General features: G+C 70.0%; 27 protein-coding genes, 1 tRNA gene and 1 riboswitch. Of the genes, 11 read left to right on the forward strand and 17 right to left on the reverse strand.

Annotation, left to right across the window (positions count from 1 at the left end):
- Positions 1–11: 11 nt before the first annotated feature.
- The 3 genes from IEZ31_RS30100 to IEZ31_RS30110 are packed head-to-tail and all read right to left on the reverse strand — an operon-like array spanning position 12 to position 2057.
- Complete coding sequence (locus IEZ31_RS30100; RefSeq protein WP_190253391.1) at positions 12–260, reverse strand: hypothetical protein; 249 nt, start codon at positions 258–260, stop codon at positions 12–14.
- Between the two features lie 5 nt (positions 261–265).
- Positions 266–1243, reverse strand: a complete 978-nt coding sequence (locus tag IEZ31_RS30105; protein WP_190253392.1) for a class E sortase — start codon at positions 1241–1243, stop codon at positions 266–268.
- 4 nt (positions 1244–1247) lie between these two features.
- Positions 1248–2057, reverse strand: coding sequence for a DUF881 domain-containing protein (locus tag IEZ31_RS30110; RefSeq protein ID WP_190253441.1), 810 nt, complete (start codon positions 2055–2057; stop codon positions 1248–1250).
- Positions 2058–2187: 130 nt separating this feature from the next.
- Between IEZ31_RS30110 and IEZ31_RS30115 the strand changes: the two genes are divergently transcribed.
- The gene (locus tag IEZ31_RS30115) at positions 2188–2472 is read left to right on the forward strand and encodes a cell division protein CrgA (protein WP_190253393.1); all 285 of its coding nucleotides are present in this window, start codon (positions 2188–2190) and stop codon (positions 2470–2472) included.
- Between the two features lie 179 nt (positions 2473–2651).
- A complete protein-coding gene (locus tag IEZ31_RS30120; RefSeq protein WP_190253394.1) occupies positions 2652–4805 on the forward strand; it encodes a (Fe-S)-binding protein in 2154 nt (717 codons plus the stop codon).
- Between the two features lie 10 nt (positions 4806–4815).
- Here IEZ31_RS30120 and IEZ31_RS30125 read toward each other — a convergent pair whose 3' ends face one another.
- Together IEZ31_RS30125 and IEZ31_RS30130 are read right to left on the reverse strand one after the other, a co-directional pair.
- Positions 4816–5049, reverse strand: a complete 234-nt coding sequence (locus IEZ31_RS30125) for a hypothetical protein (RefSeq protein ID WP_190253395.1) — start codon at positions 5047–5049, stop codon at positions 4816–4818.
- A gap of 112 nt (positions 5050–5161) precedes the next feature.
- On the reverse strand, positions 5162–5821 hold the full coding sequence (locus IEZ31_RS30130) for a GOLPH3/VPS74 family protein (RefSeq protein WP_190253396.1): 660 nt from the start codon (positions 5819–5821) through the stop codon (positions 5162–5164).
- Positions 5822–5921: 100 nt separating this feature from the next.
- Between IEZ31_RS30130 and IEZ31_RS30135 the strand changes: the two genes are divergently transcribed.
- The 4 genes from IEZ31_RS30135 to IEZ31_RS58935 all read left to right on the forward strand — a co-directional run bounded on the left by IEZ31_RS30135 (position 5922) and on the right by IEZ31_RS58935 (position 10422).
- Entirely contained in the window at positions 5922–7250 is a 1329-nt protein-coding gene (locus IEZ31_RS30135) for a hemolysin family protein (RefSeq protein ID WP_190253397.1), read from the forward strand.
- Entirely contained in the window at positions 7243–8289 is a 1047-nt protein-coding gene (locus tag IEZ31_RS30140; RefSeq protein ID WP_190253398.1) for a hemolysin family protein, read from the forward strand. The genes IEZ31_RS30135 and IEZ31_RS30140 overlap by 8 nt, the downstream gene beginning before the upstream one ends.
- Positions 8290–8331: 42 nt before the next feature.
- Positions 8332–9192 (forward strand): LamG-like jellyroll fold domain-containing protein, encoded by an 861-nt coding sequence (locus IEZ31_RS30145; RefSeq protein ID WP_190253399.1) that lies wholly within the window; start codon positions 8332–8334, stop codon positions 9190–9192.
- 96 nt (positions 9193–9288) lie between these two features.
- A riboswitch (cyclic di-AMP (ydaO/yuaA leader) is annotated at positions 9289–9424 on the forward strand.
- An 11-nt stretch (positions 9425–9435) separates the two neighbouring features.
- Positions 9436–10422, forward strand: a complete 987-nt coding sequence (locus IEZ31_RS58935; protein ID WP_190253400.1) for a C40 family peptidase — start codon at positions 9436–9438, stop codon at positions 10420–10422.
- Positions 10423–10611: 189 nt separating this feature from the next.
- Here IEZ31_RS58935 and dcd read toward each other — a convergent pair whose 3' ends face one another.
- Entirely contained in the window at positions 10612–11190 is a 579-nt protein-coding gene (dcd, locus tag IEZ31_RS30155; protein ID WP_190253401.1) for a dCTP deaminase, read from the reverse strand.
- Between the two features lie 9 nt (positions 11191–11199).
- Entirely contained in the window at positions 11200–11652 is a 453-nt protein-coding gene (locus IEZ31_RS30160) for a MarR family winged helix-turn-helix transcriptional regulator (RefSeq protein WP_190253402.1), read from the reverse strand.
- A gap of 59 nt (positions 11653–11711) precedes the next feature.
- On the opposite strand from IEZ31_RS30160, the gene IEZ31_RS30165 reads away from it, so the two are divergent.
- Positions 11712–12218, forward strand: coding sequence for a pyridoxamine 5'-phosphate oxidase family protein (locus tag IEZ31_RS30165; protein ID WP_190253403.1), 507 nt, complete (start codon positions 11712–11714; stop codon positions 12216–12218).
- Positions 12219–12227: 9 nt separating this feature from the next.
- Positions 12228–12301 (forward strand) — tRNA-Gly (locus IEZ31_RS30170).
- A gap of 91 nt (positions 12302–12392) precedes the next feature.
- On the opposite strand, the gene IEZ31_RS30175 is transcribed toward IEZ31_RS30170, so the two are convergent.
- The 10 genes from IEZ31_RS30175 to IEZ31_RS30220 form a co-directional block, all read right to left on the reverse strand.
- Positions 12393–13556 carry a site-specific integrase gene (locus tag IEZ31_RS30175; RefSeq protein WP_190253404.1) on the reverse strand — a complete coding sequence of 388 codons (1164 nt, stop codon included), beginning with the start codon at positions 13554–13556 and terminating at the stop codon, positions 12393–12395.
- The gene (locus IEZ31_RS30180) at positions 13556–13762 is read right to left on the reverse strand and encodes an excisionase family DNA-binding protein (RefSeq protein WP_229835986.1); all 207 of its coding nucleotides are present in this window, start codon (positions 13760–13762) and stop codon (positions 13556–13558) included. The genes IEZ31_RS30175 and IEZ31_RS30180 overlap by 1 nt, the downstream gene beginning before the upstream one ends.
- Positions 13762–15423 carry a replication initiator gene (locus IEZ31_RS30185; RefSeq protein ID WP_229835993.1) on the reverse strand — a complete coding sequence of 554 codons (1662 nt, stop codon included), beginning with the start codon at positions 15421–15423 and terminating at the stop codon, positions 13762–13764. The genes IEZ31_RS30180 and IEZ31_RS30185 overlap by 1 nt, the downstream gene beginning before the upstream one ends.
- 56 nt (positions 15424–15479) lie before the next feature.
- On the reverse strand, positions 15480–16016 hold the full coding sequence (locus IEZ31_RS30190) for a DUF2637 domain-containing protein (protein ID WP_190253406.1): 537 nt from the start codon (positions 16014–16016) through the stop codon (positions 15480–15482).
- Positions 16013–16420: a hypothetical protein gene (locus IEZ31_RS30195; RefSeq protein WP_190253407.1), complete on the reverse strand. Its 408-nt coding sequence runs from the start codon at positions 16418–16420 to the stop codon at positions 16013–16015. Before IEZ31_RS30195 ends, IEZ31_RS30190 begins: the two co-directional genes overlap by 4 nt.
- On the reverse strand, positions 16417–17838 hold the full coding sequence (locus IEZ31_RS30200) for an FtsK/SpoIIIE domain-containing protein (protein WP_190253408.1): 1422 nt from the start codon (positions 17836–17838) through the stop codon (positions 16417–16419). Before IEZ31_RS30200 ends, IEZ31_RS30195 begins: the two co-directional genes overlap by 4 nt.
- 5 nt (positions 17839–17843) lie before the next feature.
- A complete protein-coding gene (locus tag IEZ31_RS30205) occupies positions 17844–18245 on the reverse strand; it encodes a hypothetical protein (protein WP_190253409.1) in 402 nt (133 codons plus the stop codon).
- 241 nt (positions 18246–18486) lie between these two features.
- Positions 18487–18933, reverse strand: coding sequence for a hypothetical protein (locus IEZ31_RS30210; RefSeq protein WP_190253410.1), 447 nt, complete (start codon positions 18931–18933; stop codon positions 18487–18489).
- A 101-nt stretch (positions 18934–19034) separates the two neighbouring features.
- Positions 19035–19766 carry a GntR family transcriptional regulator gene (locus IEZ31_RS30215; RefSeq protein WP_190253411.1) on the reverse strand — a complete coding sequence of 244 codons (732 nt, stop codon included), beginning with the start codon at positions 19764–19766 and terminating at the stop codon, positions 19035–19037.
- A 21-nt stretch (positions 19767–19787) separates the two neighbouring features.
- Positions 19788–19985 (reverse strand): hypothetical protein, encoded by a 198-nt coding sequence (locus tag IEZ31_RS30220; RefSeq protein WP_190253412.1) that lies wholly within the window; start codon positions 19983–19985, stop codon positions 19788–19790.
- A 412-nt stretch (positions 19986–20397) separates the two neighbouring features.
- On the opposite strand from IEZ31_RS30220, the gene IEZ31_RS30225 reads away from it, so the two are divergent.
- Genes IEZ31_RS30225 through IEZ31_RS30235 form a run of 3 tightly spaced genes read left to right on the forward strand, consistent with a single transcriptional unit; the run spans position 20398 to position 22771 of the window.
- Entirely contained in the window at positions 20398–21264 is an 867-nt protein-coding gene (locus IEZ31_RS30225; protein WP_190253413.1) for a winged helix-turn-helix domain-containing protein, read from the forward strand.
- Positions 21261–21947: an HAD family hydrolase gene (locus IEZ31_RS30230; protein WP_190253414.1), complete on the forward strand. Its 687-nt coding sequence runs from the start codon at positions 21261–21263 to the stop codon at positions 21945–21947. The genes IEZ31_RS30225 and IEZ31_RS30230 overlap by 4 nt, the downstream gene beginning before the upstream one ends.
- Positions 21947–22771 (forward strand): aminoglycoside phosphotransferase family protein, encoded by an 825-nt coding sequence (locus IEZ31_RS30235; protein ID WP_190253415.1) that lies wholly within the window; start codon positions 21947–21949, stop codon positions 22769–22771. The genes IEZ31_RS30230 and IEZ31_RS30235 overlap by 1 nt, the downstream gene beginning before the upstream one ends.
- The last annotated feature ends 46 nt before the right edge of the window (positions 22772–22817 follow it).

A 22817-nucleotide genomic window follows, 5' to 3' on the forward strand; every position in this document is an offset into this window, starting at 1 on the left:
TGGTGGGGGTCCTAGCTCGGTAGCACTTGCGGGGCGGTGGCGGTGGCGCTCGGCGCCGTCGACGGCGGTGTCGTCGGTACGGTCTCGTCCGGCGGGACGGTGGTCTCCACCTGGACGTCGTCGAACGGGAGCAGCGGCTCCACGGCGGGGAACAGCTGATACCACAGCAGGGCGCCGACGGCGCCCAGGAGCACCAGCGAGACCAGCGCCTTGAGCTGCCACTGCCGGAACGGGATGTGCCGCCAGATCCATGCGTACATGCGGCTCAGCCCTCCAGCTCGGCGGGGTCGCCGTCGGCGACGGGCTGGCTGCGGGCGAGCTCGGCGTGCACGACCAGGCGCTGGTAGTTGTTGAACTTCGGGTTGCACGTGGTCATGGTCAGCATGGCCTTGGTGGGCGTCTCGCCGGGCTTGTCGGGCACCGGCGCCACCACCTGCACGGCCGTCGGCAGGACGATCTCGTTGCCGGTGACGCGGTAGATGTACCAGGTCTCGCCGGTCTTGACGACCACCGGGTCGCCGGGCTTCATCCGGTCGAGGTCCCACCAGATGGCCGGGGTGCGGTGACCGGCCATGGAGAAGTTGCCGATCTGGCCGGGCATGGCGGTGTCCGGGTAGTGGCCCGGCGCATACCGGATGTCGGCCGGGGTCACGCCCTGCACCACGGCCCACTTCTTCTTGAGCCGCGGGATGTGCACGGAGGCGATGACGGCGCCGTTGGCCGGCTTGGCCACCGGGGCCGGCGGGCCGGACGGCGCGACCGTCGGCGTGGCCTGCGGCTGCGCCCACTGCTGCTCCAGTTGCCGGTTGAGGTCCTCCTGGTGGGCGTCGACGATGGCCGACTTCCCCCAGACCTCATAGGCGGCGAACAGCAGGACGATCAGGCCGAACGTGATCAGCAGCTCGCCCGTGCCGCGGCTGACCGCGCGCACGACCGAGCCGGCCGTGGTCCTCGTGTATTCGGAGTACACGCTGCGATAACCCTTCTCGGTCCGGACCGGTCGCAGGGGGACGATCGTGACACCGTTCTCGGTGCGGGGTTCGTCGTCCGGCGCGGCCGGCGTCTCGTGAGGGGTTGTAACTTTCGGGAGGACGGTCGTCGCCGCCTCCTGGAGCACCTGCCGCTTCGCGGGGCGGTCGAAGCGCGGAATGATGGCGGTCGGGTCGTCGGGCGGCACGCGCGGGATGAGACGCGTCTCGATGTCGTCCTGGTCGAGGGCCCGGTGGCGGGGGCGATGGTCCATCGGCCTACGACCCGGCGCGGGCCGAGTGCAGCGCGGTCGACCCGTCGTATGCCTTGGCCTGCACGTCCGCCTCCAAACGCACCTGATAGCCGAGCCCGAAGGTGTCGGCGGCCTCCCGGAACAACCGCACCCCCTCGGCATCGTCGAGCGAGCGCTGCAGGCGGGCCTGCTCGCCGATCGCGGCGATCTCGAAGGGGGGCGAATAGACCTGCCCGTCGAGGAGCAGGGTGTTGCCCACGCAGCGTACCGCGCTCGTGGCGATAACCCGGACGCCCATGAGTGTCATGGCCTCCGCGCCGCCGGCCCACAGGGCGTTGACCACGGCCTGGACGTCCTGTTGGTGGACCACGAGGTCGTCGGGCGTGGCGCCGGCCGGGCGGCTGCCGTCGGGGCGGCGGGGCGCGTCGTCGAGGACGACCACGAGGCCCGGGCCGTGCACGGCGGTCAGCCCGGCGGCGGCCTGCTGGTCGTTGCCGCGGCGCCGCTGCTCGTCCACCTGGCTGTCGGCCCCGGCCTGCTGCTGTTGTTGCTCGTCGATCTCCGCCCGCAGCCGGGCGGCCCGCTCGCGGGCGGCGGCGATCTCCTGCTTGCGCCCGCTGATCAGGTTGGTCAGCTCGGGCCGCCGGTCCTCGCGCAGATCGGTGCCCTGGGCGGTCGCGGCGGACAGCGAGAACAGCATCCCGGCCACGGCGAGCACCACCGGCGTGAGCACTGACCAGGCGAAACTTCGCTTCCGGTCACGGCGCGGGAGCATAGCGCGACCGAGCCGGCGCACCGCCCGCGACCACGAGGAGCCGCCGGATGTGTACTCCACCACGACCCCTCCCCGCGCGCGCGTGCCGACTTGACTACGCTAGTCGCAGAACATTATTCAGGCCGACGCTGGCGGAGGTGGCGGCGTCACATGGATAGTGTTGGCCAGACGACCCCTCCAGGAGAGCGCCGTGCCGAAGTCGACAGTTCGTAAGAAGAAGGTCTACACGCCGCCGGCGGAGCTGCGCCCGCAGGAAACGGTGGCCGCCCGGCGGCGCCCGAGCCCGGTGTGGGTGCCCGCGCTGGCGGTGAGCTTTGTCGTGATCGGCATCGCCTGGCTGGTGACGTACTACCTGACGCAGGGCTTCTTCGACGTGGAGGCCTTCTCCGCGCTGGCGAAGCTGGAGTACTGGAACCTGGCCATCGGGTTCGGCTTCCTCGTGGCGTCACTCGCCGTCTTCTCCAAGTGGCGCTGACCTGACGATTCGCCCCCTCGGCCGCGAGGGGGCGAATGTGTCACAACTTGCGGTGTCGCCATCCAGCTTTCGCCGCCGGTGTCCTAGCGTTTGCTGCGACCAACTTCACGTTACTCACGGGTAACAAGGGGTCTAAGGTCAAACAGAGCTTCGGCACCGCAGCGCGTTGGAGGCATCGCATGGGCCCAGTGCAGATCGTCGCCACGGCCGTGGCGGCGGCTATCACCGTCGTCGCGGTCGTCCTCGTCGTGCGCACCGTGCGGCGCATGCTCTCCGTCGTAAGGCTCGGCCAGCCCGACCCGACCCGCGTCGGCGACCGGGCCCTGCGCTTCAAGACGATGCTGGCCGAGACCCTGGGTCACACCAGGATGCTGCGCTGGACCGTCGTCGGCGCGGCGCACTGGTTCGTGATGATCGCATTCATCGCGCTCTCGTCGCTGGTGCTCGAGGCGTACTTCGAGGTCGCCCTGCCCGACCACGGGCTGCCGCTCATCGGCGCCTGGAACGTCTACGGCCTGGTCACCGAGTGGATCGGGGTGCTCGGCTTCGTCGGCATCCTCGTCCTGATCGGCATCCGGCTGCGCAACCTGCCGAGCAACCCCGAGCGGCGGTCGCGCTTCACCGGGTCGACGATGTGGCAGGCGTACTACGTCGAGTACACGATCCTCGCGGTACTGCTGTGCGGGTTCTTCATCCGCGGCTTCAAGGCGGCCAACGACACGCTCGAGTGGCCGGTCTGGGCCGCGCCGGTCAGTCACGGCCTCGGCGCGCTGCTGCCGGCCAGCCCGGCCGCGGTCAGCCTGATCGCCATGGTGAAGATCATCGTGTCGATGGCCTGGGTGATCGTCATCGCCAGCAACATCACGATGGGCGTGGCGTGGCACCGCTTCCTGGCATTCTTCAACATCTACTTCAAGCGCACCCCCGGCCGGCCCGGCTCCGGCCTCGGCGGGCTGCGGCCGATGACGAGCGAGGGCAAGCCGCTCGACTTCGAGGAGGCCGACCCGGAGAAGGACCAGTTCGGCGTCGCGCAGGTCGAGCAGTTCAGCTGGAAGGGCATGCTCGACTTCACCACCTGCACCGAGTGCGGGCGGTGCCAGTCGCAGTGCCCGGCCTGGAACACCGGCAAGCCGCTCTCGCCGAAGCTGCTGATCCTCAACCTCCGTGACCACGCCTACGCCAAGGCGCCGTACCTGCTCGGCGGGGGCGGCAAGACGCTCACCGGCGACGAGAAGGCCACCCAGGAGCAGCTCGCCAAGATCGACGTCCTGGCGCTCGCCGAGGCCGAGCGGCCGCTCATCGGCGGCGTGGACGAGAACGGCGTCATCGACCCGGACGTGCTGTGGTCGTGCACCACCTGCGGCGCGTGCGTGGAGCAGTGCCCGGTCGACATCGAGCACGTCGACCACATCGTCGACATGCGGCGGTACCAGGTGCTCATCGAGTCGAACTTCCCGACCGAGGCCGGCGTCATGCTGCGCAACCTGGAGAACAAGGGCAACCCGTGGGGCGCCGCCCAGTCGACCCGCGACGACTGGGCGAAGGGCCTCGGCTTCGAGGTGCCCAACGTGGCCGACGGCGGCGACTTCGAGTACCTCTTCTGGGTCGGGTGCGCCGGCGCCTTCGAGGACCGGGCCAAGAAGACCACCCGCGCGGTGGCGACGCTGCTCAACGAGGCGGGCGTCAGCTTCGCGATCCTCGGGCAGGGCGAGACCTGCACCGGCGACCCGGCCCGCCGGATCGGCAACGAGTTCGTGTTCCAGATGCTGGCCCAGCAGAACGTCGAGACGCTCAACGACGCCGGCGTGAAGAAGATCGTGGCGACCTGCCCGCACTGCTTCAACACGCTCAAGAACGAGTACGGGCAGCTGGGCGGCGACTACGAGGTCATCCACCACACGCAGCTGCTCGCCCAGTTGGTGGCGGCGGGCAAACTGACCCCGGTCCAGCCGCTGGACGGATCCATCACGTACCACGACCCGTGCTACCTCGGCCGCCACAACCGCGTGTTCGCCGCGCCGCGGGAGGTCCTCGGTGCTGTCGCCGCTCCGGCCGACGGTCTGGTCGAGATGGACCGGTTCGCCGAGCGCTCCTTCTGCTGCGGCGCCGGCGGTGCCCGCATGTGGATGGAGGAGCGGATCGGCAAGCGGATCAACGTGGAGCGGGTCGAGGAGGCCCTGTCGACCGGGGCCAAGACGGTCGCCGTGTCCTGCCCGTTCTGCCTGACGATGCTGGGCGACGGCGTGACCGGCAAGAAGTCGGCCGGTGCGGCCCCGGACGACGTCGAGGTCGTGGACGTGGCGTCGGTGCTGCTGCGGGCGGTGCGCTCCTAGCACTGAGCGCTTAGCGCTGACCGATGACGTTCATCACCATCGCCAGGGCGATCAGCACCGCCCCGGCGGTGGCGATGAACTTCAGCCCGCGGAGGCTCTCGGCCCAGGCCACCTTGCGCGCGGCCGGGATGAGGGCCTTCGTGCGCCGGTAGTCGAGCCGGGCCCGTCTCGCCCGGGTGCCCGCGCTGCCCGCGAACACGCCGGCCACGAGCGCGATACAGGCGCCGATCAGCGCCGCTGCCATCGGCCCTCCCTGGGGGGTGCTGTGTTGCCAACAGCATCCGCGCCGCTCACCACGCCGCACAGCCCCCGAAAGTGGGAGGGTGATCCTTCTAAGGCCAGTTATGCAACAGGCCTTAGGCCGAACCGGGCATCGTGGACACGGTGGTCGCGACCGTGGCGGCGGAGATGGCGACCATGACCGCCGCCTGGACCTCCGCGACCGCCTTGCGCACGGCGTCGGCGGCCCAGCGTTCGTCGGCGACCGCCTTCAGCCGTTCGGCCGGCAGGCCGACGGCGCGGGCCAGGCCCGTGGCTTCCACGAGTCCACAGAGTGCGGCGGTACGGGCATCGACCGGCCCCTGGTGGACCGCCTGGCGCATCGCCGCCCGGGCGGCATGCTCCGGCGCCGGGTCGCCGGCCGGGTAGCGCGTCACCGGGAAGACCCACAGCACCCGGCCCTGCTCGCGGCGCAGCACCCGGGCGTTGACCAGCGAGGCCAGCAGGTCCTCGCGCAGCGTCCGGCTGAGCCGCTGGAGCCACTCGCCGGGCTTGCGCGGGTGCTCCTCGCGGGCGATGGTCGCCAGCGCGCGGTCGGCGAACGGCTCGCCCGTCGGCGTCGTGTCGCGGACCGTCAGGCGGCCGCCGGCGAACTCGACCCGGTCGGCCAGCGCGAGCTCGATGAGCAGCGCGGCCGCGAGGCCGTAGTCGAGGGCCGGTGCGCCGGCGATGGCCGAGCCCTCTTCGTCGTCGTAGGCGATGAGCAGCAGCTCATCGGCGAGCGTCGGTCGGTCCATGATTTCAAAGGTACGATCGCTGGGTCCGAACCGCAGGTCGAGGCGCCTTCAGCGGGCCGAGGGTTCACGTGGAACAATTCGGCGGACACCTGAAGGGACCATGTTCACCACACTGTTGCCCCTGCTGGCGTTTGCGCTGCTCACCGCGGCGAACGCCGGTTTTGTCGCCGCCGAGTTCGCGCTCGTGACCGTCGACCGGGCCGAGATCGACCAGCAGGCGGCCGCCGGTGACCGCAAGGCGCGCACGGTCCGGCAGGCCCTGCGCGAGCTGTCGTTCCAGCTGTCCGGCGCCCAGCTCGGAATCACGATCACCGCGTTGCTGGCCGGCTACCTGGCCGAGCCGGCGCTGGCGCACATCTTCGAGCCGGTGATTCGCCCGATCTTCGGCGGGATGACGCAGACCGCCGGCCACGTTCTCGCGCTGCTCATCGCGACGCTGATCTCGATGCTGTTCGGCGAGCTGGTGCCGAAGAACGCGGCGCTGGCCAAGCCGATGCCGGTCGCGCGGGCGACCGCCGGGCCGCAGCGGATGTTCTCCCGGCTGTTCAAGTGGCTGATCGGGGCGCTCAACGGCACGGCCAACTGGGTGGTGCGCCGCTTCGGCGTCGAGCCGCAGGAGGAGCTGGCCAGCGCCCGGTCGCCGGAGGAGCTCGGGCTGCTCGCGGCGATCTCGGCCCAGGCGGGCGCGCTGCCGAAGGAGACCGCGGTCCTGCTGCAGCGCACGATCCGCTTCGGCGACAAGAGGGCGGCCGAGGCGATGACGCCGCGCGTGGACGTGGTGTCGCTGCGGGCCGACACGACCGTCGCCGAGCTGCTGGCGACCTCGGTGCAGACGGGCTACAGCCGGTATCCCATCTACGTGCAGACCCTCGATCAGGTCACGGGTGTGGTCACGGTCACGGACGCGCTCGGCGTCCCGCCCGTGCGCCGCCCGACGACCAAGGTCGGCGCGGTGGCGCGCGAGCCCGTGTTCGTGCCGGAGAGCCTCGACCTCGACGGCGTGCTCGAGGCGCTGCGCAAGGCCGGGTCCTCCTTCGCCATCGTCGTGGACGAGTACGGCGGGACCGACGGCGTGGTCACCGTCGAGGACCTCGTCGAGGAGCTGGTCGGCGAGATCGCCGACGAGCACGACGTCGAGGACGAGCCGACCACGGCCCACGGCATGCCCGACCTGACCGCGCCCGGCGACGAGCGGACGTTGCTGGTCGATGGCGTACTGCGGGAGGACGAGCTGGCGGAGCTGACCGGCTTCCGGGTGCCGGAGGGTCCGTACGAGACGCTGGCCGGCTTCCTCATGGCGCGGCTCGGCCACATCCCCACGGTCGGCGAGACGTGGAAAGAGGACGGCTGGGAGTTCACCGTCGTCGAGGTGGATCGGCGCCGCATCGAGCAGGTGCGGGTCGTGCGCCCGGAGGCGGTCGATGACTGAGCTGCTGATCACGGTCCTGCTGCTGCTCGGCAACGGGTTCTTCGTCGCCGGTGAGTTCGCGCTCATCGCGTCGCGCCGCACGGTGGTCGAGCCGATGGCCGCCACCTCGCGCCGGGCCCGGATCGGGCTGCGCGCGATGAACGAGATCCCGCTGATGATCGCCGGCGCGCAGCTCGGCGTGACGATCTGCTCGCTCGGCCTCGGCGCGCTCGCCGAGCCGGCGCTGGCCCACGGGCTGGAGGGGCCGTTCCACGCGCTGCACATGCCCGAGCAGCTGATCCACCCGGTGGCGTTCGTCCTGGCCCTCGGCGTGGTCGTGTTCGCCCACACGGTCGTCGGCGAGATGGTGCCGAAGAACCTGACGCTCGCGTCGCCGGAGCGGGCGGTGCTGTGGCTCGGCCCGCCGATGTACGCGTTCTGCATGGCCACCAAGCCGGTGCTGGTGGCGATGAAGTGGGCGTCGCGCACGATCCTGTCGCTGTGGCGGATCGAGACGACCGGCGCGGTGAAGACCGTGTTCACCGCCGAGGAACTGGCCGGCCTGGCCGCGCAGGCGACGACCGAGGGGCTGCTGGCGCCCGAGGAGCACGCCCGCATCGCCGGCGCCCTGGCGCTCAGCCGGCGCACGGCCCGCGACGCGCTGCGGCCGTGGGCGCAGGTCACGACGGTGGCCGAGGACGTGTCGCCGGCGTCGCTGGAGGTGCTCGCCACCCGCACGAACCGGTCGCGCTTCCCGGTCGTCGACCGCGCCTCCCGGCGGGTCCTCGGGTTCGTCCACGTCAAGGACGTGATTGGGTTCGTCGGGCCGCAGCGGCGGGCGCCCATCCCGGCCGGCCTGATCCGGCCGCTCGGCATCGTGCCGCCCACCCGCACGCTGGCCGAACTGCTGCTGGCCATGCGCCGCGAGCGGCAGCACATCGTGCTGGTGAGCGACGGGCGGGTGCCGATCGGCGTGGTGACGCTCGACGACGTGCTCATGGCCGTCGTCGGCGAGCCGGTCCAGGACGAGTATCACTCGACGGTTGGAACCGCACGCTGATCGCCTGTCCCGATCGTCCGGCACTCGGCACAATGGCCCGTTATGCGGTTTCTGCGACTGCGGGTCGCGTTGTGCGGCGCGCTCGCGGTGTTGATCGCGGTCGCTGTCTGGGCCGCGCGGCGGCCGGCTGAGCGGCCGCCCGACGCCGTCACGGCCGACGTCACCGGCTCGCCGCATCCGGCCGCCTCGGCCGGCGTCGGCGCGCTGCCGCAGCCGTCGGCGGCGCGGTCGAGCGGCGCTGACCCCGGGGGCTTGCGATACAGCTTCGACTTCGACGAAGGCTTCGACGGGGGCTCGGACGGCACGATCGCCGACACGGGCGGGCGGCTTCCGCTGCGGGTGCGGCGTGCGCAGGGCGGGACGATCACCGCCGTACCGCATGACGGCGGACTCGCGGTGCGCTTTCCGCCGCGGTGTGAGCATTACGGTGCGGAGAGTTGTGCGCGAGCCATCTTGCAGAGCGGGCCGGCGGACTTTCTCAATCCCGGCAGGCTTCCGTTCTCGTACGGCGCGAGCATCCTCGTCAAGTCTTCGGAAACTTCCAAGGGCGCCAATGTCGTTCAAAAAGGGTTCTCGGTCGGTGACAGTCAGTTCAAGTTGCAGGTCGACGGCGCGGCCGGACGGCCGAGCTGTGTGATTGTCGGCAATGCCGGGCCGGCCATCCACGTGGCGCTGGCATCGCGCACCGTGGCCGACGGTCGGTGGCACCGGGTCGAGTGTTCGCGCGGTGACTCCCTGCTCACGGTGGCGGTAGACGGCATCGTGGTGGGCCGGACCGCAATTCCCTCGTCACTGTCGATAGCGAACTCGGATCCCCTCTGTATTGGCGGTAAGGGAACCAGCGCGAACAACGATCAGTTCGTGGGTGCAATTGATGATGTGTTCGTCACTCGGGGCGCGTGACTTTAGGAACAAATCGGACAGTGGCTTGAACCTTTGGTCTCGCCGCCATAACGTGAATTCTCGTCGGATGGATGTCCGCGCCCACCACGGTCGCGCCAGACGGCACCGCCGAGTCGATATCCGAGCCGGGGACCCACGTGTCCAATCGGGGTGAATCCGCGACTGATCGCGGTAGGGCGACCTTCCCGTCCGAACCCGTCAGCTAACCCGGTAGGCGGCCTTGGAAGAAGGAGCAGCTCCTCGGTGGACAGCCATCTGAGGTTGACGAAGCGCCTGGTCCGCATTCTCGCCGCCGCTCTCGGAGGTCTGTCGCTCGCCATCGGTGTCACCGGACTCGCGCACGCGGATCCGACGCCGGCCGAGCTCGAAGCGCAGATCGACCAGAAGTGGAACGAGATCGAGCCGGTCATCGAGCAGCACAACCAGCTCAAGGGTGAGCTGAACGCCAACAAGACCAAGCAGAAGCAACTGCAGGACCAGATCGCGCCGCTGCAGGCCAGGGTCGACGAGACGCTGACGCGGGTGTCGAGCTTCTCGGTCATGCAGTACAAGACCGGTCGCTTCTCCAGCTTCAACGCGCTGATGACCACGGGGTCGCCCGACACCTTCGCCGAGCAGCTGATGATGCTCAACATGATGGCGAAGGACGAGGCGGCCAAGGTCCGGGACGTGCTCGTCGCCAAGAAGGCGCTCGACGAGCAGAAGAAGCCGCTCGACGAGCTGATCGCCAAGCAGGTCGAGCAAGAGGCCGCGATGGCCCAGAAGGAACAGACGATCAACGCCGAGATCAAGACGCTCAACGACATGCGCGTCAAGGCGTATGGGGGCACCGGCGGGCTCGGCAACCTGCGCCCCGTGGCCTGCCCGCAGTCGTATGACGGCAGCCCGGGCGCGAAGGCGGCGCAGGTCGCCTGCCAGCAGATCGGCGACCCGTACATCTGGGCGGCCGAGGGCCCGAACAGCTTCGACTGCTCCGGCCTCACGCTCTATGCGTGGAAGCAGGTCGGCTACTCGCTGCGGCACTACACCGCCTGGCAGTACTCGGATACCAAGCGCGTCTCGCGGGCCGATCTCAAGCCCGGCGACCTGGTGTTCTTCTACAGCGACCGGCACCACGTCGGCCTCTATGTCGGCAACGGCTGGATGGTCCACGCACCGACATCCGGCGACCGGGTGCGGATGAAGAAGATCGACGACGGGCCGATCAACGGGTTCGGCCGCGTGGTTTGATCGCTGCTGTGATGAGAAGGGCGGGTCTTCGGACCCGCCCTTCTGCATGCACGGGCGCCCGCCATCGTTCGCCGCCTTCCCCGCCGCCGCCTTCTCCGCGTCGATCTTGCAGTTGTGGTGCCGAGACACTCCCTGAATGTCCGACTTTGTCAGGCACCACAACTGCAAGATCGACGCGGAGGCTGCGCGTTACTGCGTGGGCCAGGTGCGCCAGTTCTGCCACGAGCGGCTCGGGGTCGGGCCGCGCTGGCCCTGGTATCGCGAGCCGTAGACCGCCGAGCCGTACGGGTGCTCGGACGGTGACGAGAGCCGGAAGATGCACAGCTGGCCGATCTTCATGCCCGGCCAGAGCATGATCGGCAGGTTGGCGACGTTTGACAGCTCCAGCGTCACGTGTCCGGAGAAGCCGGGGTCGATGAAGCCGGCGGTCGAGTGGGTGAGCAGGCCGAGCCGCCCGAGGCTGGACTTGCCCTCCAGCCGTCCCGCGAGCTGGTCGCCCAGCGTGATGACCTCCAGCGTCGAGGCCAGGACGAACTCGCCGGGGTGCAGCACGAACGGCTGGCCGTCGTCGACCTCGACCATCGATGTGAGCTCATCCTGCTGTACCGCTGGATCGATGTGCGTGTAGAGATGGTTGTTGAACACCCGGAACCACCGGTCGAGCCGCACATCGATGCTCGACGGCTGGACGAGGGCCCGGTCGAAGGGTGACAGCGTCAACTGGCCGTCTTCGAGCTCTTTGGTGAGGTCGCGGTCGGAGAGCAGCACTGTACGACCTTACGTGACCTGGTCGGCGGCGTTCGTCGTCGCGGTGAGGACTTTGGTCAGGACGCGTTCGGTGACCGCGAGCTCCTCCTCGTCGAACTCCGCGAACGCGCTGCGCAGCCGCTCGCCCAGCGGAGTGAAGAACGCCAGGGCCAGTTCCCGGGCCGGCGGCAGCATTTCGAGGTACACGCGGCGGCGGTCCTCGGTGTCGTGGACGCGCCCGATGTGGCCGGCCCGCTCGAGCCGCCCGAGCAGTGCGGTGGTCGCGGCGGGGCTGAGGGACAGGCGTTTCGCGAGCTCGCCGGGCGTGAGCGGCTCGCTGTTCTCCGCGGCCCGCCAGATGTGCGCGACGGCGTTCATGTCGGTGCGGTGCAGCCCGTGCGCCCGGGTGAACACGTCGACAAACCGGTCGGCTTCGACGTTGAAGCGGCGAAGGAGGTCGATCAACGCGTCGGCTGCGGTCACGTGGGTGCTCTTTCGTGAAACTCGGCATAATCGAACATGCGTTCGAGTACATTTTGGGTATGGCAACGTGGGCAGACTTCGCCGCGGCCGAGCCACTGCTGGCGACGGCCATCCGCACGCTGGTGTGCCAGTATGGTCCGGGCCTGGGCTACCTCGCCACGGTGCGCCCCGACGGCGGCCCGCGGATCCACCCGGTCTCCCCGGTGATCACGGACGAGGCGCTGTTCTGCTTCGTCCTGCCGTCGCCGAAACGCCACGACCTGGACCGCGACGGCCGCTACTCCCTGCACAGCTTCCCCGGCACGGACTCCGACGACGAGGCGTACCTGTCGGGGCGAGCCTGGCGGGTGACTTCGGACTCGGTGATCGCCCGCCTGGCCCGGGAGATGCGGGCCGCGCCGGGGGTGGACTGGAAGCTCTACGAGCTGACGGTTGACCTGGCAATGCTGGTCCGCCACGAGGCTCCGGCCACGTCCACGCGGACGGTCTGGAAGGCCCGCCCGGACCACATCCCAAGAGCAAGGCACAATGGTCCGTGCGCGGCGGCCGCGGATTCGGTACAGTAGGCGTCGCTCGCGGGTGTAGTTCAATGGCAGAACATCAGCTTCCCAAGCTGACAGTGAGGGTTCGATTCCCTTCACCCGCTCCACACGCTCCGGCCCAGGTAGACGGCATGATCGCCGCACCTGGGCCGTCGTCGTTCTGATCTCTGCCGGGTGAGCGTGCCCCCTGCGTGCCCCTCAGCTCGCCACCGGGACGAGCGCGCCCGCCTGGCCGTCGTCGTCTTCGTCGTCCTTCGGGGCTCTGGACTGCTCGATCATCTGGCTGAGCCGGTCGGCGATGACCTGGTCGCGGCCCGCCGACTTGTGCAGGTAGATGAGCGCGGCCCGGGTCGTGGCGTGCCCCATCCGGTCCATGAGGTCGCGCAGGGTCGCGCCGGTCTCGGCCGCCCAGGTGTTCCCGGTGTGGCGGAGGTCGTGGAAGTGCATCTTCTCGACGCCGGCCGCGGTGAGGGCCTTCGTCCAGTGATCCTGGAAGTTCGACCGGCGCAGGGGGCCGCCCTTCGGGCCGACGAAGAGCAGCCCGTCCGGACCCTTCTCCGCGTACTCGTCGAGGTGGTGCGTGATCTCCGGCAGGATCGCCGCCGGTACGGTCACCACCCGCACGCCGGCCGTGGACTTCGGCGGGCCGAAGTGGAGCGAGCCGTCCGTCAGCTCGACGACCGCCCGCTCGACGACGATCGTCCCCGACTTCGCGTCTATGTGCCGCCGCGCCAGTCCTGCCAGTTCGCCCCACCGCAGGCTGTTGAAGCAGGCCAGCAGGACGAGCGCCCGGTACCTTGCCGGAACGTTCGCCGCGATGACGAAGACCTGTTCGAGGGTGGCGACCGGCCGCTCGGCGCTCTTCTCCTGGCCGGCGCCTGGGATCTGGCAGGGGTTCGTCGCGATGAGCCGGTCGGTCACGGCGGTGTTGAGGATCGCCCGCAGCAGCCGGTACGCCTTGGCGACCGTCACCGGGCCGAGGGCGGCGTCGAGCAGGTCGCGGCGCCAGCGCCGCAGGCGCGGCGTGGTGATCTCGGACAGCGCCAGCTCGCCGAGCGCCGGCACGATGTGCAGCCGCAGGAGCCCTTCGTACAGCACCAGGGTTCGCGGCCGGAGCGACGGCCGTTCGCGAATCCAGGCCGCGCCGTAGTCGCCGAGCCGGACCTTGCCGGCGTCCGGGTCCAGCCAGTCGCCGCGGGCGATGTCGGTCTCCTTGCGCGACAGCCACGATTCCGCGTCCTTCTTGCGCTCGAAGGTCTGCGGTGCTGGCCGGAGCACACCGTCCGGGCCGGGGTAGCGCGCCTGGTACCGGCCGGATGGGAGCTTGCGGACCCGTCCGAAGTGCCGTCGCTTCGCCGCCATCAGGCTGCCCTCCGATCGTTGCCGAAACACCGAGCCGCGTTGACTCGGCTCTCATGGACGTAGGCAGCCAGGTCGCCGGAGGCGATCCGGACGTGCCGGCCGAGCTTGTGGTACGGGATGCGCCGCTCTTCGATGAGCCGGCGGACGAACCGGGGAGTGGTGTTGAGCCGCTGTGCCGCCTGGTCCACGGTCAGCAGGTCGTCCACTATGGAGCCTCCTTGTGGGTGGGTTCCTCGCTGTGGCTGGTTGCCGAAACAACCGGCGGGCCGTGGCGGGCCGCCTCGATCGCCGCTCTGAGTTCGGCGCGTTGCTGGATGCGGGCCGAGATGGCGCGCAGGAGCCGGTGTTGCAGCGGCGGCACGTCGGGGTCGTCCTGCCGGGCCATCTCCCAGGCGACCGGCGCCGGCTTGCCCGGTTCGCCGTCGACGGTGGGGACCTGGTCGTGGGCGTCAGAGATGCCGAGCAGCGCGCGGACCCAGGCGCGGGTGTCGTGCTTGTGGTCGGCGAGGGTCTTGCCGGACCACTGGCGGGAGACGAGCACCCGCCGGCCGCCCATGCCGAGGGTGGCGCGCTGGTGGACCTTGGCCTTGCACTTGCCCGGATGCTGGCCGGGCCGCGCCTTCTTCGGCTGGACGCCGTACCGCAGCCAGTTGGCGCACCGTTCGGAGCACGGCGTGTACCGCAGCTCGTGCCAGAACCGTTCCAGGTGAGCGCGCTGCCGGTCGGTCTCGGCCTGGTGGCAGGCGTCGACCGACTTGGTGAGGTACTTGGTCAGGTAGCCGATGAGCTTGTCGGCCTTCGGCGTGCCGCCGAGGACGCCTTCCGCGTGGACCTGCGGGCCGAACCGGGCGACGTGGACGGGTTCGGCGTCCGGGTCGGCGTCGACCTGGTCGAGCGCCTCATTCCAGGTGGGCAGCGGCGCCCGGGTGTCCGGGTCGACGTACCCGCCGCCGTCCGGATCCCAGATGGGCGCGTCGTGCTCGTCGTAGCGCACCACGTCGACCGGAGGCCACCACACCTGGTGGTACGTGGCCGCCGCGATCCGGCGCAGCAGCTCCCGCGGCATCGTGCCGCGCATTGCGAAGTGCGCGTGCGGCGCGAGCCGGCGTTGCGGCTCGACGGCGCCGAAGTACTGCACCGACCAGCCCGCCGCCCGCCTGGCGTTCTGCCAGAAGCGATCCAGCAGCGCCGGGAAGTGCACCGCGTCCCAGGCAGCGCGGCGGTAGTCGTACGTGCTCGGGTTGACCGGAGTTCCGTCCTCCCGGACGCGGCCATAGCTGTCGAGCGTGAGCGTCAGGAACGTGGACGGCTGGAACACCTGCCCGTCGCGGCCCTCAAAGGTCCGGCCGACCGTCTTGGGCAGCACCTTGAGCCGGGGCAGGTCCGGGGCATCCTGCCGCCGCTTGGTCGACCGGACCCGCCGCTCCGGCTTCGGCTCGCCGTCCGGGCTCTTGCCAACCGGTGTGAGCCGGCCCCGCATGCCCGACTCAGTGATCGCCTGGTCAAGCTCGACGATCGCCGCTTCGAGCTCGGCGACCTGGTCCCACTCGGCCGCCGCTTCGGCGCGGCCCCGCTCGAAGACGAAGTGTGCCCGAAGCACGATCAGCGCCCGCTGTTCGTCGGTCGGCTCATCCGGCTCAGGGAGCGGTTCGTCCGGCCGGTGCCAGCCCTCCCGGCACTGCTGCTGACGTAGCCGCCGTGCCCGCTTGGCGCAGGGTGGGCACTTGTCCTCGCGGGTGGCGCCGCAGGGCAGGTCGATCACTTCGGTCTGCCCGGTGCCGAGGTCGGTGCGGCGCAGCAGGACCGGACGGATGCACACGCCGTAGTCCTGCGCGAGTTGGCGCAGCGCGTCGACCGCCCGGGGCATGGCGAACCGCGCGGCGCGTGAGCCGGGCCGAGCCGCAATCTCCTCGTGGACCACCGTCACCGGGGACCACTGCCGTTGGCTCGGGCGAATGCGGTCGGCGACACCGGCAGCACCGCGGTTGTCGGCCGGATTACGGGTGTCGGCGTGGCGTCTTTGCTCACCGGGATGACCGGCGCCGGTTCGGGTTCGGTGGGCGTGGGTGAGGCCGGCGCCGCCGGGCTGGACAGGACCAGCTTGATGAGCGCGAGGAAGCCGAGCGCCGGTACGGCCGAGATGAGCCAGCCGGACACGCCCGGCTTCGCCTCTGCGAACTGACCGGCGAGGGACAGCGCGACCGCGCCGATGATGAGCGCGACCGGGTATCGGCCGACCGGGATGCCCCGGCGTCGCCGCCGACGAGCCTCCAGGCCGGCGGCGAGCGGGATCAACTCCGTTACCATCGCGTTGGCCCAGCCGAACCAGTCGCCGGTGCCGTCGGGCGAGTTGTGCATGGTCCAGTCGTGGACGTGGGTGAAGGAAGCAGCACCCGCCATGCCGGCCACGGCCAGCAGGATGAGCACCTGTGCGCCGGACTCGGCGCGCTCCCTGGTCATCCGGCCGCCCGGAGCGCGGGCCGGCCGGTCTCCTTGGCAGCGGCGAGGATCGCCGAGGCCGCCAGGTCGACGCCGGCCGTGAGCATGCGCGCCTGGAGCGCGGCGACCTGGTCGTCGCTGTCGAGCCGCACCGACAGGCGCAGCTCGACGTGTCCAGCCCGGCTGAGTGTCTCGACCCGGCTTGCCATCAGCGTGCCGTAGTCGGTGCGCCACACCAGGGGCTCTGACCGGTGCTCACCCCCGGAGTAGCCGTGCTGGGCGGTGCACCGGTGATCCGAGGCGCACCAGCTGGGGCAGGCCCGCGCCGCCCCGAACCAGCGGCGGCGCGTCGTCGTACGTTCGGTGTGCCCACCGCGCAGCGCGGCGGCAAGGTTGCGGGCGGCGGCCCAGGCACGAGCGTTCATGCCACACCTCCGTTCGGGACGGCGCGCAGCCGGCCGTAGTCGTGTGCGAGTTCGGTGATCGCGTCGTCGTCGAGGTACGAGAACCGCACCCGCATGGGGGTCGGGTCGCCGTCGAGGACGACGTACGCGACGCCTGGTGCACTGCGGGGAATCCGGTCGCAGAGCGCGCCCCGGTCGCGGGCGCCTTCGCCGAGGGTGAGGTCGACGTGCGCCTCTTCGGTGAGCCGCAGCCCGATCCGGGTGGGGAACAGGTCGCGGAACGGCAGGACTTCCTTGCGCGGGTCTTGCAGGCAGGCGACGACGTGGACGCCGACCGCGCGGCCCTGGGTGAGCAGCACACCGAGCGCGGCTTTGATGCGGTCCTTGGTCTGCCGGTCGGTCAGGTACGCGGTGAGCGCGGCCAGCTCGTCGATGACGATGACGTACAGCGGATCGGCCACGGTCGGCACGTGCTGGCGGGTCTTGCCGCGCAGGCGAGCGGTTCGCTCGCGCATCGTGGCAACGGCCTCTTCGAGCATGTCGGCCATCGCCTTGAAGTCCTCGCAGGCGAACCGGGCGAACAGCGGCAGGCCAGCGCCGAGTTCCATGCCGCCCTTCGGGTCGAACGCCCACACCCGCACCAGACCCGAGGCGATGCCCCCGGCGAGCGACTGCAGCAGTGACCAGATAACGGAGCCCTTCCCGGCGTCGGTGGCGCCGACGACGAGCACCTGCGTGCCGAACAGCCGAAGCGTGTACGTCTCGCCGTCCTCACGCCGGGCCAGCGGCAGCGCCGTGAAGTCCGGCACGGGGACCACCGGGAACGGTGCGACCGTCTCGGTGAGCGGGTCGCCGCGCAGCAGCGTCACCGTCACCAGGTCCGGACGCGAACCGGCCGACACCCGCGACGCGCGAGCCCCGAACGTGTGCGCGAGCCGCTCCGACACCTTGGCGAAGTCGTCGGGGATCTGCCCGGTGACCATGCGGACGGTCAGTTCGTCGGCCACGCCGTTGCAGCGCACCCGCTTGAGCACCGGCACGACGGTCTGGCCGTCGAAGCTGACCGACAGCTTGGCCGTCGCCATCGCCGGCAGCCATTGCCGCCGGTACGACCAGCGCCGCCAGCGCGACAGCACCGGGTACCAGGCGAACCGCTCGAACGTCGGGCGATGCCCGAGGCACCAGCCGACCGCCAGCGCGACGACCCCGCCGACCAGGCCGACCGGACCTGCCCAGCCATAGCGCAGGTAGAGCCAGCCGAGCAGGAGCGCCGGCCCGCTGACGTGCCAGTGCCGCACCGCCAGGACGACGAGGCGGACGCTGGCCTTGACCGTCCAGCCGGCCAGCAGTAGCCACAGCGGCACCTTGATGTACGGAGTGCGGATGTTGAACGGGGCCGGCTCGATGCGCTCTCCCCGGATCACGTTGACCAGCGGCATGACGGTCACCCCCGCCCGTCGACGGTTGTGAACAGCGCGCCCTGTCCGGCCGGCGCCGGTCGCCGGCGCGAGACCCGACGCCGAACAGACCGGGCCATCGGCACCGCAGGGGCCGCCGCGGCGGCGGTCGCCGGGGGCGGGCCGATGTGGCGCAGCATCGTTGGCAGCCACTGGCCGCGCCCTAGCACTGCGCGGAGGTCGGTGCGGTCGGCCACGTGCGGGGCGATCAGATCCGGGTCGAGCCGGCGCAGCTTGACGACCGTACGGGCCAGCGCCGCAGCCGCCCCGGCGATGTCGACGAGCGCGGCGACCCGCACCGCGTCGCTCGGCACGGTGGTGTAGATGTCGCGGGCCGTGCGAATCGCCGGTCCGGCGAGCGTCGCGACCGTTGCACGCTTGGTCTTCATCGCCGACCGCCGCTCTTCGCGGCCTGGTCGCCGCAGTTGGTGCAGCGCTCGACATTCTGGGGCAGTGCGGTGAGCTGCCCGCAGTCGGAGCACGTCCGCCAGATCGCGCCGTCGGGTGCCGTGATCCGGGCAGCGTGAACTACCTTGGCCATTACAGCCTCTCCTGTAAGGGGTTCGGGGTTGAGCGCGGGGGCGGGGAACTCTTGCCGGAGGAAGCCCGCCCCCGTCGCGTTGTTTGTGCTCAGGCCGCCGTCGGGACCGTGCGGGCCATCTCGCCCGGCGCCACCAACGCGCCGGCCCGGATCGACCACGCCAGCCGAGCGCGGCACTTGTGCGGCTTACGCTCGCCCTTGCAGCCGGTCGAGTCGTTGTACGGCGTCACGGTCAGGTCGGTGAACGCCACCGGCGTGACCGTGAACCCGCCGAGGTCGATGCCCTGGGGCGGCACCGGCTGATGCGGCGCAGCAATCTTGACCTTGACCTCGGTCGAGCGGCCGAACTTGCCGGCCTCCGGGTCCTGGTCCATCACCTTGACGACCCACAGGCGCACCCCGTGCTCGTCGCGCGCCTGGTTGTCGTCCTCGCGGAGCCGGTCGAAGTCGACCAGCTTGTCGACGCTGAGGAACAGCGCCCCGTTCGGGAACACGTACTCGAACGGCACGGGGATTTTGATCGAGTTGGGTACCACGCTTGGCTTCCCTCCGCTGCTTAAGCTTGGTTACTTGACTAACCAAGTCAGTCAAGCGTGACATGACCAACATGGCTAGTCAAGCTTCGAGCGAAGGTTGTTTATGCGAGCGCGAACGTTGCGGTCAGCTCGCCGACGGTCCGGGCAACGATCGTGTCGACGGCGAACAGCGGCCGGTCGGCAGCGTCGAGGACCGTGAGCAGCACCGTCGCGGCGCATCGCTGCCGGTCGGTCTGTAGGACCGCCGCCTCTTGCGTCGAAGGACGCCGTGCGCCGAGTCGCTCCACCACATGACGAGCGACGAGTCCCCGGCTGCGCCGTACGGAGTCGACGAGCCCTTCGACGAGCAGGGCCTTCGCCGCCAGCTCCGTACCCTGGGCGAGGTTCGCCGGCAGATACGCCACGCTCACCGCGGCCGGTCTGGCGTCGGCCGCGGTGAGCAGTCGGTGCCGAGCGATCAGCGGAGAGCCGCTCGGCACCGACATTGCGATCGCCACGTGCGCCGGCGCCCGCACGAGCCCAACGCCGAGCAGCTCGACATCGGCGAACGTGTCGGGCCGCAGCAGTCGACGGACACGCTCAGGCGCGATCGGCGCCCCGGTGTGGCCCCGAGGCAGGACGATTCGGCCCTTCCCCTGCACGCCTTCGAGCCAGCCGTGTTGACGGAGGAACTCCAGCGCGCGAACGACCGTCGACCGGGACGCCCCGAACTCACGCACGAGCTGCGATTCGCTCGGTAGCAGGTCGCCGACTCGGTACGTTCCCTGCTCGATCCGACGCTGAAGCGCGTTGACGATCTCGGCGTACTTCGGCGTGTTGGGCGTGATGGGCACGAGCGCGCTACCCGACAACCATCACCGGGAGACTTCGACCGCTTGTGAAGCCAACGGGTCGAACTCCTCCGGCGCGCACGTCGATAGCAGATCCCTCAACATCCCGACCAGTTCGGTTGCCTGGCTGGGGCTGAGGTCGTTGCCCTCGCCAGTGCCGCCGGGGAACTCGACCAGGACGTTGGTCGGCCGGCCGTCGAACTTCCACAGCGACACGTCCACCGACAAACCGGTGTCCGGGTCGAACGACCCGTGCAGCCGCTGGGACCGATGCATGCACCATGCGGCACCCTTCCGGCCAGCGCTGCACTGCTGCCGATCACACCATTGCGGGTGTACCAATTCGCTCACTGTTACGCCTCCGATCGCTGCGATTCCTCAGAAGCTGAGTTGTGGAGCGACACCGGGACGGGCGGGAGATGGGATCCATACGATTGGTTATCGCGGTAGTCCTCACGCCTCCACCCGCCCCGGCGCCGGCCTGATCCGGGTGGAGCCCGATGAAGCGCTAACCCGGAAGCGGATTTGACTAGCTTGGCTAGTCAAATCTGAGCCTAGAGCTGCCTCTATGTACGGCGCAAGACTGTCCGGCCCGATACTTCTAGCCTGGCTAGCCAGGCTTTAGGCTGTGCGCGTGAACGCCAACGCTGACTCACTCGACGGCCTGGACCCGGACGACCCGCGCCCGGCATCTCAGCAGATCGCCAACGTCCTACGCGCCGCGATCCTGACTCGCCGCTTCCAGCCCGGCGAGCGGCTGCCGTCGCAGAACGAGCTCGCGGAGCGGTACGGCGTCGCCCGCGAGACCGTCAAGTCAGCGCTGCGCATCCTGCGAGACGAGCGGCTCGTGGTAAGCCGGCAGGGGAGCGGCGCGTTCGTTCGCGCCCAAACGGAGCGGCCGGTCGGTCTGCGGCCCCATATCGAGGCGGCGTTCGAGCGCAAGCACGTGTCGATCGACTTCGCCGGTTTCTCCAGCGAGACACTGCACGGAGCGCTGACCGAACCGCTCGACAAGATCCGCGCCGGTCGCCTCACGCCCGAGTCGATCGCCGTCCGGATTCTGATCCCGGACCACTCCCAGCCCGCCGCCGTCCCTTCACGCGCCGACGAGCAGCCGGACGACCCAGCGGTGCGCGCTCGTGCCGACCGGATCAGCCGCCGCCACGCCGAAGCGATCACCGACTCGGTACGCGAACTCGGCGACCTTGGGCTCGTCCAGTCCGCCACGGCCGAGGTCCGCCAACACGGCACGGCGGCCCTGTTCAAGGTCTACATCATCAACAACACCGAGGCGTTCTTCGGCTTCTATCCAGTGGTCCGGCACACCGTCACCATCGACAAGCAATCGGTGCCCATCTTCGACGTGCTGGGCAAGGACGTGCCGCTCTTCCACTTCGCCACCGGCGACGAGGACGACGACATGCCCGCGCTGTATGTGCAGCAGGCCCGCGCCTGGTTCGACAGCGTTTGGACCACGATCGCCCGCGAGCCCGACGCATGACCTCCCGGCTCGTCGACCTGGTCGCCGCCGCGCGCGTGCTAATGCTCGACTTCGACGGCCCGGTGTGCGCGCTCTTCGCCGGCTACCCAGCGCCGGTCATGGCAGAGGAGCTGTGCGCACTCGCCGCAGATCGCGGCGCCACGGTCACCTCAGACAGTCCGCTCCAGGTTCTGCGCGAGGTCGCTGCGCTGGACAACCCGGCGCTCACCCAGGCCGTTGCCGACGCCGCCGGGGACGCCGAGGTCATCGCCGCCGCCACCGCGCGACCGACCGCGGGGGTCGATGCGGTGCTTCGGGCCGCCCGCGGCACTGGCCGCCGAGTCGCGATCGTCAGCAACAACGCCGCCGAAGCCGTGCACGCCTATCTCAACCGGCACGCGCTCGACGAGCACGTCGACCTGGTCGTCGGCCGGTACGACGGCATGGACCCCCGCCAGCTCAAGCCCGACGACCATCTCGTGCGGCTCGCGCTCCGCTCGCTTGCCGTCGCCCCGGAGGCGGCCCTCTTCGTCGGCGACTCCACCACCGACATTGAGGCCGGCCACGCCGCCGCCGTGCCGACGATCGGATACGCCAACAAGCCCGGCAAGCGGGAACGGCTCAGCGCCGCGGGTGCCGATGCTGTCATTGACAGCATGGCCGAGCTGGTCGACGCCATGCACGCATCTGCCGACCGCGCCTGATGGTCGACTGGCCTGAAGTCCCCGAGGACGTTGTCGTCGGCGTAGAGCGACGGTGGCCGGAGCGAGCACGCCGGTGGGCGGACGCCGCACCGATCGAACTGCGCGAGATCTGCGACATGTACGACGCCAAACCGCGGACGGTCATGCGTGCGCGATACGGGTTCGTTGTCGCAGCTGACAGCCCGAACGGTGGACTGGTCATCCGGTCGAGTCCGGACCCGGATGCGTGGACGCAAGCCGACGTTGCCATCGCACTGGCCGACCTCGGCGTCGCGCCAGCCATTCACGAGACGATCGTGTCGATAACCAGCTTGTGGACGGTCATGGAGGAATTACGGCCGGGCACGCCGCTCGCACTCACCGACCGGAGCACGGTAGATCTGGACGCACTTGCGGCCCCGTTTGCCGCAATGCGCAACCAACTGGCGCCCAAGCCCGGTATGCCATCGGTCTTCGACTGGCTTCGGAACCGCCTCGAGGACGACAACCTGACCGAGCTTCCCGTGTGGAGAGAGCCGGCTCCGATCGAGGAGCGACGCGACGCGCTGCGAATACTCGATGAGTTGGTCAGAGACGCCGAGCCAGCGTTATGCCACGGCGACGCGTCGACATGGAATGTCCTTACCAGCGACGCCGCTGGCTGGAAGCTTGTCGACCCGCGCGGGGTATCGGGTGAAGTGGCGTATGACTTGGCCGTTGTTTCCCTCAAGCTGCGCAGTGAGCTGTCACCCGCCACTGCAGGCCAGCAGCTGGCCGCAGCGGCCGGAGTCGACCGAGACCGCGTACTGGCATGGATCGATACTGCTGAAGCCGCCCGCGTCTAACCCACGTTCGTGCGCGGCGAAGCCGTAACGGGGTCAGATCCTCTGG

Origin of the sequence: Dactylosporangium sucinum (genome assembly GCF_014647515.1) — a bacterium.
In the GTDB taxonomy this organism is placed as follows: domain Bacteria; phylum Actinomycetota; class Actinomycetes; order Mycobacteriales; family Micromonosporaceae; genus Dactylosporangium; species Dactylosporangium sucinum.